Origin of the sequence: Steroidobacter sp. (genome assembly GCF_016790065.1) — a bacterium.
Taxonomy (GTDB): domain Bacteria; phylum Pseudomonadota; class Gammaproteobacteria; order Steroidobacterales; family Steroidobacteraceae; genus Steroidobacter.
In genome coordinates this window covers 1-9,516 of record NZ_JAEUPY010000278.1, presented here as the reverse complement: position 1 = coordinate 9,516, position 9,516 = coordinate 1, and the positions used below count along the sequence as shown (strand labels likewise).

At 60.9% G+C, this 9,516-nt stretch carries 10 protein-coding genes; 4 read left to right on the top strand and 6 right to left on the bottom strand.

Annotation, left to right across the window (positions count from 1 at the left end; translation table 11 throughout):
• The 3 genes from JNL55_RS12035 to JNL55_RS12025 form a co-directional block, all read left to right on the top strand.
• The coding region (locus tag JNL55_RS12035) for an OB-fold nucleic acid binding domain-containing protein (protein WP_293853104.1) at positions 1-1,086 on the top strand (1,086 nt) is incomplete at its 5' end.
• A gap of 73 nt (positions 1,087-1,159) precedes the next feature.
• On the top strand, positions 1,160-2,146 hold the full coding sequence (locus JNL55_RS12030) for an MFS transporter (protein ID WP_293853101.1): 987 nt from the start codon (positions 1,160-1,162) through the stop codon (positions 2,144-2,146).
• An 8-nt stretch (positions 2,147-2,154) separates the two neighbouring features.
• Positions 2,155-2,322 (top strand): hypothetical protein, encoded by a 168-nt coding sequence (locus JNL55_RS12025; RefSeq protein ID WP_293853098.1) that lies wholly within the window; start codon positions 2,155-2,157, stop codon positions 2,320-2,322.
• A gap of 43 nt (positions 2,323-2,365) precedes the next feature.
• Here JNL55_RS12025 and JNL55_RS12020 read toward each other — a convergent pair whose 3' ends face one another.
• Positions 2,366-2,965: a YceI family protein gene (locus JNL55_RS12020; RefSeq protein WP_415923060.1), complete on the bottom strand. Its 600-nt coding sequence runs from the start codon at positions 2,963-2,965 to the stop codon at positions 2,366-2,368.
• A 38-nt stretch (positions 2,966-3,003) separates the two neighbouring features.
• Entirely contained in the window at positions 3,004-3,381 is a 378-nt protein-coding gene (locus JNL55_RS12015) for a translation initiation factor Sui1 (RefSeq protein ID WP_293853094.1), read from the bottom strand.
• 278 nt (positions 3,382-3,659) lie between these two features.
• Between JNL55_RS12015 and JNL55_RS12010 the strand changes: the two genes are divergently transcribed.
• A complete protein-coding gene (locus JNL55_RS12010; protein WP_293853092.1) occupies positions 3,660-4,805 on the top strand; it encodes a hypothetical protein in 1,146 nt (381 codons plus the stop codon).
• On the opposite strand, the gene JNL55_RS12005 is transcribed toward JNL55_RS12010, so the two are convergent.
• The 4 genes from JNL55_RS12005 to JNL55_RS11990 all read right to left on the bottom strand — a co-directional run.
• Complete coding sequence (locus JNL55_RS12005; protein ID WP_293853089.1) at positions 4,806-6,422, bottom strand: amidohydrolase family protein; 1,617 nt, start codon at positions 6,420-6,422, stop codon at positions 4,806-4,808. It lies immediately after the preceding gene.
• Positions 6,423-6,486: 64 nt separating this feature from the next.
• Positions 6,487-7,707 carry a serine hydrolase domain-containing protein gene (locus tag JNL55_RS12000; protein WP_293853087.1) on the bottom strand — a complete coding sequence of 407 codons (1,221 nt, stop codon included), beginning with the start codon at positions 7,705-7,707 and terminating at the stop codon, positions 6,487-6,489.
• A 30-nt stretch (positions 7,708-7,737) separates the two neighbouring features.
• Complete coding sequence (locus JNL55_RS11995) at positions 7,738-9,039, bottom strand: MFS transporter (RefSeq protein ID WP_293853085.1); 1,302 nt, start codon at positions 9,037-9,039, stop codon at positions 7,738-7,740.
• 235 nt (positions 9,040-9,274) lie between these two features.
• On the bottom strand, positions 9,275-9,516 hold a 242-nt coding region (locus JNL55_RS11990), incomplete at its 5' end, for a hypothetical protein (RefSeq protein WP_293853083.1).

Below are 9,516 nucleotides of genomic sequence, written 5' to 3'. Positions count from 1 at the left end.
GTGAACTCCTCGCAGTTCATGTTCACTGTGTCCAACGATCGCACCATTCGTTACGGGCTTGGCGCCATCAAAGGTGTCGGTCAGAACGTGGTGGAAATGTTGGCCGACGCACGCAAGACCGAACCGTATCGCGATCTGCCGGACATGTGCCGGCGCAGTGACGCGAATCGTATGAATCGTCGCGTGCTGGAAGCTTTGATTCGCTCCGGTGCGGTCGACTCGTTGGGTCCCAATCGTGCCACGCTGATGCATGCGCTGCCCTCGGCCATGCAACTTGCCGATCAAACGATCCGTGCGCGCGCGGTCGGTCAGAACGATATGTTCGGCTTGATGGATACCAGTGCGACGGCAGCGCCGCAGGTGGTTACAGAGGTGCTGCCGGATTGGAGCCGGCGCGTGCGGCTCGATGGCGAGCGCGACACGCTCGGTTTGTATCTCACCGGTCATCCGTTCGAAGAATTCGAGACCGAGGTCAAGTCCATCACCAGCGGTCGCATCGTCGATCTGACCAGCGATCGGCCGGCGCCCAGCGGCGGCGAGGGTGGCTTTCAGCAATTCAAAGGCAAGCCGGTCACGGTCGGCGGCATGGTGTTCGACGTCGGCAAGCGCGGCCAGCGGGTGATTTTCACGCTCGACGATCGCAGCGGCCGCATGGAAGCGTCCATGTTCGAAGACCAGTGGCAGCAGTACCGCAACGTGATCGCCAAGAGCGCCATCGTGATCGTCGAAGGTCAGCTGCGCTTCGACGAATACATCGAAGGCTGGCGGCTCAATGCCAAGAAGGTCATCGATATCGACCAGGCCCGTGAGATGTACGGCAAACGCCTGGCGATCCGTTGGCCGCCTGGGCTGGATGCGCAAGGTCAGCGCGGCTTTTTGAAACAGCTCGAACAAACCCTGCGGCCGTTCCGCGGCGGCCGTTGTGCCGTGGCGGTTTACTACAGCGGTTCCACTGCGCGAGCCGAACTGGTGTTGTCGCAAGAGTGGCAGGTCAAGCCGACCCGCGAGCTGACGGAACGGCTGTCGCAGCTGTGCGGGCATGATGGCTTCAAGTTGATCTACGGCGCGCCGGGCGGCGCTCACTAACTAAAAAAGTTTGGTGGACTCAGAAGGAGTCGGAGATGATGCGTAACCCACGCATGTCTCTCTAATAACGTCCGTGCCCCCGCAGCGCCTATTCGTTCTCATTGCCGGCAACTTCTTTGTCGCCACCAGCTTTCTGAGCGTCGGCGGCCTGTTGAACGACATTTCGACGTCGTTGCAGGTGCCCATCGAAAAGGCCGGGTTGCTGATCGCCGCGTTCGGTATCGCTGCCGCCATTTGCGCACCGGCCTTGGCGACCTTGGGCTCGCGCATCGATCGTCGCAAGTTGCTTACCGGCTCGATGGCGGTGTGTGCCATTGCCAATCTGTTGGCTGCTCTCAGTGAGACTTACGAACACTTATTGTTAGCTCGTGTGCTGGCGGCTGTGACGTCGGCTGTTTACACCCCGCAGGTCGCGGCGACTCTCAGCATGCTGATGCCCGAGAAAGAGCGTGCGCCGACGCTGGCGAAGTTGATGGTCGGTTGGTCGGTCGGGGCGGTGCTGGGCAATCCCATTTCCGTGTTGATTGCGTCGCTCTCGTCGTGGCGCATGTCGTTCGCGTTCATCGGGGCATCGAGCGCGGTCATTGCGTTTTTCATTTGGCGTTCGCTGCCGGCCAACGTCATGGTGCCGCCGCTCAATTGGCATCGTTGGTTCTATGTGCTGCGCTCGCCGGCGCTGCGCTGGCTTACGGCCGCGACTGCGCTGACCAATGTGGGCAGCGTCATCATGATGAGTTACATCGCACCCATCGTGCAGGCGGTGCAGGGGATTTCCGGGGCGGGCCTGGCGCTGTTGTTATTCATGGCTGGCGTCGGTTCGTTGCTCGCAATTTGCTGTGCGTACGGATGGTGCGCCGTTATGGCGCGACCGCCGTGGCTTATCGATGCAACATCTCTTCGGCCATCATGCTGTTGTTATGGCCCCTGTTTTCCTTATGGACCGTGGCGATTTATGTGGCTCAGTTCTTGTGGAGCCTGGGCAACTCCGGCTTTCCCGCAGTTCAACAGGCAAGGTTGGTGGCTGTCGCTCCCATGCTGGCGGCGGCGACTATCGCTTTGAATTCGTCCGTGACCTATTTTGGTATCGCCGTCGGCGCCAGTATCGGTGCCACCGCCTGGACCTTGGTACCCGCGCGTTTCATGAGCTGGGTGGGATTTTTCTTCGTCGTTGGCGCACTCGCATGCTCCGTTCTTGGCGAACGCGCCGCGCAGAGGGAAGCGGCTGCGGCGAGCTAAAGCGCGGCGCCCGGGAGGGGCGCCGCGACGAGGGCGAAAAGAATCAGTCGGCCTTGACGGCTTCGACCTGGATCTGCAGTTCGACGTCCTGTTTGAAGCCGTAAGCCTTGCCGTAGCTCACGCCGAAATCTTCACGGCTGAACTTGCCGACCGCATCGGCGCCGCAGGTTTCTTTCTTGTTCATGGGATTGGGCTTGCACAGGAAGCTGTTGATCTTGAGCTTCAGCGGCTTGGTCACGCCGTGCAGGGTCAGAGAGCCGTCGACTTCGGTGGGCGCGCCGTTCTTGAAGTTGACCAGCTTGCCGGTGTAAGTCGCGCTGGGGAATTTTTCCACGTCGAAAATTTCTGCCGACTTGGCGTGGGTGTTCATTTTCTCGTGGCCGAAATCGATAGTGGTCATGTCGACCTTCACATCGACGCTGCCGGTCTGAGCGGCGGTATCCAAGGTCACCGTGCCGGAGCTGCTGTTCACCTTGCCACGCCAGTTGGACAAGCCACCCATGTGGTCGGCGGTGAAGCTCGGGTAGGTGTGGTTGGGGTCGATGTTGTACTTGACCGGGGCGGCGCCGGCGGCGCCTGCAGTCAGCGCGGCGGCTGTGACTGCCAGGGCGAGCAGGGACGATACTTTCATGCGGATCTCCATAGAGGCTGCTGTGAGGCAGCGGTTGAATTCGAAGTGCGTTAGCCGCCGGCGCGTTTGGCTTTGAAGCCCCGTTGCGTCAGCTCCTGAACCAGTTTGTCGCGATGATCGCCCTGGATCTCGATGCGGCCTTGATCGACCGCGCCGCCCGAGCCGCATTTTTTCTTCAGCTCGGTGGCCAATTGCGCCAATTGCTCGGCGGGCAAGCCTAAGCCGCTGATCACGGTCACGCCCTTGCCTTTGCGGCCCTGGGTCTCTCGACTGACGCGCACCGTGCCGTCGCTGGAGGCCTTGCCAGGGGTGCCTTTTTTACAAACACAGTCGCGAACCGGCCGTTGGCAGTTGGGACAACGCTCGCCGATATCGGTGGAATAGACGATGCCGCCGCCGTCGGAGGGCGCTTTACGCGTGGACGTCATGGACAATGAATGGGTTCAGGCTGGGCGTTCATGGCGCGAAAGTGTTGCGAGTTTCGCGACCGCGCGCAACTCCGCGCGGCGATAAGACTTATGCCCCGAAGCAAGGAATGCGACCCGGCCACGCACCGCTCGCGACGATTTTCATGAAAATCTGTTTAAAAACCGTCGTCGATCTCCGACGGGTTGGCCTGTGGTAACAATTGGTTTCATTCTGAAACCTCTGCGCCGCCGCGACTTTGCCAGACTGATCCCGAATCGAACGACGACGGGATGAGCAAATGTCACGAGCCGACCGGCAGGGCCTGCAGCCAGTATCCAGTGTGTTTCTTCACGGCGGCTGGCGCTGCGGCAGTACTTATGTCTGGAACCGTTTCCGCGCCTTGAGCGACACCTTGAGTTTCTACGAGCCGTTCAGCGAACGGCTGGCGAGTGTCAGCTCGGAGAGCATTCTCAAGAACACTGAGCAAACCTGGGACTCGCGACATCCGGCGCTCGCCGCGCCGTATTTCAGCGAGTACTTGCCGCTGGTGGGCAGCAACGGTGTTTGTTTCTACGACGACCGCTTCGCCACGCAACGTTACTTCGTCGGCACGCACCAGAAACTGTTCGAAGAGGACTACCTGGGCCTGCTGCTCGACTTCGCCGGCCGTGAGCACAGAATGCCGGTGCTGGGTTTCTCACGGTCGCTCGGCCGAGTCGGCGCCATCAAACGCGCGTTTGACGGTTGTCACGTGGTGTTGGTGCGAGACCCGTTGCAACAGTGGTTGTCGAGCCGCTCCTATCGCGACTGCGCGCCGGGCAGCGAGCCGTCGTACTTCGAGTTGGGTCCGCTGATGATATTGGCGCTGGCCAAGCCGGACTCGCCGGCGGGAGCGATTGCACGCTGGCTGCGTCTGCCAACGTTGAGCGGCGACTCATTCCGACATCACTTCCGATCGCTACGTCGACACTTCCACACGCTCGACGACGAACTGTCGTACCGGGCCTTCGTCGCCGTGTATTTGCTGTCTTATATGCATGCGCTGTTGTACGCGGATCTGGTGATCGATATGGATCTGCTCAGCCGTTCGCCGAGCTATCGCCAATCCATTACTGCGGCGTTCAGTGAACGCGTCAATCTCGCGCCGGATTTCAGCGACTGCTCGCTGCCGTTGCATGCGACCGACGCGCTGCCCATCGACATCGATTGCGTGCACGACGAGGTTGCCGAGCGAGTGCTGAGACACGAGTTTGAGTATCGCGACCACTCGGCCAGCGCTTCCATCGCTGGTAGCTTCAGCGTAGTGATCAATAAACTGCGCTCGGCACACCGTGGGCCGGCAAACGCCAGCGAGCATTCGTCGTTGCGACCGCTTTCAGTCGGTCACACTGCTAATCGCGCCTATAGCGGCGCAAGTCCGCTGCGCCGCTGGTTGGGGCTGTAGTTAGGGCTGCTCGAGCTGCGTGATGCCGCGCTTGCGCTTCTCGTCCGCGACCATGGTGCGGACGTCGTTCAACAAACGCCTGGCGTCGTACACGATGCCGTCCTTGATGGTGTACTTCACGCCGCCGACGCGATGAGTGCGGCCGTCGTCGCCGAGTTGCACATGGCCGGTGCCATACATCACTTTGAAGTTGGCGACCGGGTTCTCATCCAGAATGGCCAGGTCGGCGAGCTTGCCGGGTTCGATGGAGCCGAGGCGATCATCGGCACCCAGCGCCTGCGCGCCATTGAGTGTGGCGGACCGCAAAACTTCCAACGGATGGAAGCCAGCTTCGCGCAGCAGCTCGAGTTCTTGGATCGTGCCGAAGCCGTACAGCTGATAGATGAAGCCCGAGTCCGAGCCCACCGTGACGCGGCCGCCGCGATTCTTGTAATCGTTCACGAACGCCATCCACAGCCGATAGTTTTCGCGCCAGGCGATTTCGTCTTCGCTGCCCCAATCGAAAAAGAAGCTGCCGTGGTTGTCGCGGTTCGGCGTGTAGAAATCCCACAGCTGCGGCAGCGTGTACTGGTCGTGCCAGTCAGCACGACGGGCACGCATCAAATCGCGTGACGCCAGATAGATGGTGAACGTCGGGTCGAGCGTGAAATCCAAACCGATCAGTTCTTTGATCACGGACTCGTATTTGTCGCTGCCGGGCTTGGCGGCCTGGCGCCACAGCCGGCCGGCCTGGCCGAAGCGGTCCTGTTCGTTGTTGTAGTTATAGGCGGGCGGATAGTCCTGCACCGTGCGGTCGTCGAACAGCGCTTCGGGCAGACCGTACCAATGCTCCATGGTGGTCAGGCCCCAGCGTGCCGTGGTCAGCACATTGACCCGGCGAACGTCGAGCTGGGCATGATGACAAGCGCTGCGCATGCCTTGTTTCTTGAGCTCGTCGAACATGGCTTGTAACACTTCGGGCCGGTAGCCAAAACATTTCATGCCGACCGCGCCCTTGGCTTTGATGTCCCGGACCCACTGGCGGCCTTGCTCGGGCGTGGTCAGCGGTTTGTCGGGCCGCAGGAACGCGAACGGAAAAATCCGGGGAGCGACGATCTCATTGCGTTCGCTTCGGCGCGTCTCGCTGGCACACCATTCGACGCCGTTGCCGCAGCCGGGGTCGCGAATGGTGGTGATGCCGTGGCCCATCCAGAGCTTGTAGACGTACTCCGCCGATACGCCTTGTTCCTTGCCGCCGATGTGACCGTGCATGTCAATCAGGCCGGGCAGCACGTAATGACCGCTCAGATCGATCTCACGACCGCCGGCTTTTAGTTTGGGCCGCCGCGGATCCAGCTTGGCGCCGCCGGGAGCGCCCACCGACATCACTTCGACGATGCGATTGCCTTCGATGACGATGTCGGCCGGGCCGAAGGCCGGCGCGCCGGTGCCGTTGATGACAGTCGCGCTGCGCAGAATGAGTTGGGAGTAGGGACCGTCGCCGGTGTTACGAGCCGGGGCTGGCGGCACCTCGAAATCGCTGTCGGCGGCGGTGCTGAGCGCTGGATGCAGGCCCAGGCCAGTGATTGCCGCCATCGTCGCCCAGCGCAGCGCGCGGGCCATCGCTTTGAGTCGCATGCGTCTTTTTCTCCCTGCGGGCCAGGGGCGCATCATGCCGGAAGGTGGTTCAGAAATCCCCTGGTCAGGTGAACGCGGAGTACACCAGCGTACGCAGCTCACGGCGCAGGTTATAGATCGTGGATGGAATCAGCTGGGTCATGAATATGACGATCAGCTGTTCGCGCGGATCGATCCAGAAGTAAGTGCTCGCCATGCCGCCCCACGAATAGTCGCCGGCGCTGCCGGGAATCAAACCGCGAGCAGGATGGGTAGTGACGGCAAAGCCGAGGCCGAAGCCGACGCCCGAATAGCTGGCTTCGCTGAACAAGGACACCGACATGTCGGGCAGTTCTTTGCCGCCCGGCAAATGATTCACTGTCATCAGTTCGATGGTCTTCGGGCTGAGCAAACGAACGTCGTCCAGCACGCCGCCATTCAGCAGCATGCGACAGAAGCGCAAATAGTCGGCCGCGGTCGAGACCAAGCCGCCGCCGCCGGAAATGAATGAAGGCGGGCGCAAATAGTTGCTGGCTCGAGGATCGTCTTGCAGCTTCATGCGGCCATCCGGGCCGAGGATGTAGCAGGCGGCGAAGCGATCGGCTTTCTCGGCTGGCACATGGAAGTCGGTGTCGACCATGCCGAGCGGCGCGAAAATGTGTTGCCGTAAAAATTCTTCGAACGGCTGGCCGGACACTTTGCCGACGATATAACCGAGCACGTCGGTGGATACGGAATAATTCCAGACGTCGCCAGGGGCTGCTTCCAACGGAATTTGCGCCAAGCCTTCGATCATTCCTTCGAGCGTGCTATTGCCGGCCGGATCGCCGAAGCCGAACTTGCGATACGCGGCGTCGACGTTGGTTCGCTGCTGCAGACCGTAAGTCAGACCCGAGGTGTGGCGAAGTAGATCGACGATGCGCATCGGCTTGGCCAGTGGCCGCGAGCGGAACGTGCCGACCAGGCCACCTTCATACACACCCAGATTGCGCCACTGAGGAATGTAACGATGCACCGGATCGTCGAGTGCGATCAAACCCTGTTCCACCAGCATCATCAGCGCCACGCTGGTGATGGGCTTGGTCATGGAATAGATACGGAACAGGGTGTCTTGTTGCAGCGGCCGGGCGCGCTCCAGATCCATCTGGCCTTGCAGGCTGAAGTGAGCGAGCGTGCCGCGCCGCTGGATCAGCGTCATGGCGCAGGGCAGGCGGCCGGTATCCAGATAGCGTTGTTGTAGATGACGGTCCAGCAGTTGTAAGCGGCTGCTGGACAAACCCACGCTTTCGGCAGATTCCGGGGACATACCTGTTCCTCGAAGCTTCAAATGAGTCGACTAGATGAGCGACTCCCGCTTCGGCTCACGCATGAATATGTACACGAGCAACGAACAGAAGACGCAAGCAGTCACGTACCAGTAGAACAGCTCTTCGTGGCCGATGGACTTGCACCACAGCGCGATGTACTCGGCACTGCCGCCGAACACCGAAACCGTGATGGCGTACGGCAGACCCACGCCGAGCGCGCGGATCTCTACTGGAAACAGTTCAGCTTTCACCACCGCGCTGATGGAACTGTACAGCGAAGAAATCGCCAGTGCGATGAATATCAGGAAGAATGCCGTCCAGGCATCCTGCGCCTGGGCCAGCCCCGACAGCAGCGGCACGGTGCCGAACAGCGCCAGCACGCCGAACGTGATCAGCATGGGACGGCGACCATAGCGATCGGAGAGTGCGCCCATCGCCGGCTGCAGCAACATGAACAGAAACAGGTTCGCGGTCGACACCAACGTCGAGTCGCCCTTGGTCAGTCCCACGGTATTGACCAGGAACTTCTGCATGTAAGTGGTGAAGGTGTAGAAGAACAGGGTGCCGCCCATGGTCAGGCCGACCACGATCGACACTTCCTTGGGATGTTTCAGCAGCAAGGCCAGCTGGCCGGCTTCGGTCGCGGTCGACTGCTTCTTGTTCTTGAACGCATCGGTCTCTACCAGATTACGTCGCAAGTAGAGCGCCGCCAGCGCCGCCACCGCGCCGATGGCGAACGGGATGCGCCAGCCCCAGTCTTCCAACTGCTGGGCATCGAGCACGAAGAACTGCAGGACCATCAGCACAGCCAGCGCCAGCAGCTGTCCCATGATGAGCGTGACGTACAGGATGCCGGAGTAGAAGCCGCGGCTGCCTTCGGTCGCGATCTCGCTCATGTAAGTGGCGCTGGTGCCGTACTCGCCGCCGACGCTGAAGCCTTGGAGCAGGCGTGCGAGCAACAGCAGGGCAGGCGCCGCGATGCCGATAGTCTCGTAAGTCGGTGTGACCGCGATGATCAAGGAGCCGAAACACATCAGCGTGACCGACAAGGTCAACGCCGCCTTGCGGCCGTGTTGATCTGCATAGCGGCCCAACACCCAGCCGCCGATGGGACGCATCAGGAAGCCGACGGCGAAAATGGCCGCCGTGTTCAGCAGCTGCAGGGTGTCATCGCCCTTGGGGAAGAAGCTGGGCGCGAAATAGATGGCGAACGCGGCGTAGCTGTACCAGTCGTACCATTCGATGAGGTTGCCGACCGAGCCACCGAAAATGGCGCGCAGTCGCTGTTTGGCCGTGGTTTCAGGACTGGCGATCCCCGCGTTTTCGGTCACTAGTAATAATCGTTGTGATGAGCCCGGCGCGATGGTGACCGATGCGTGGGGCAAAGGAAAGGCGCCAACAACGCCGGCCCTATACGATCAGGGCGAGAAGATTAGCAATTGGATCTGGGCTATTGAATCTGGCTCGAATAAAAGGAAGCGGTGGGCGGCCCAACATTCCTGGACCGCCACACCGCTTCGAAATTCACGACCTGCTAGGCCGACAGGGTCATACCCACCCGTCGGACTAATGTGCTGGTCGTGAATTCCGAGACGAACCTGTTCGAGACTCAGCAGAGTCCTGGGAATCCTGGCCATCCTGGCCGCCACTCAACTCGGCCGGATCATGATCCTTGGCGCGTTGCTTGGCTTGCTCCTCGGCGCGGCGGATCTCCTTCTCCTCACTCGGCGATACGTTGCCAGCGTTCTCTATTTCACGCTGACCTCGCTCCGACTCGACGAACTCCGTCGTCGCCTTGCGGTAATTGC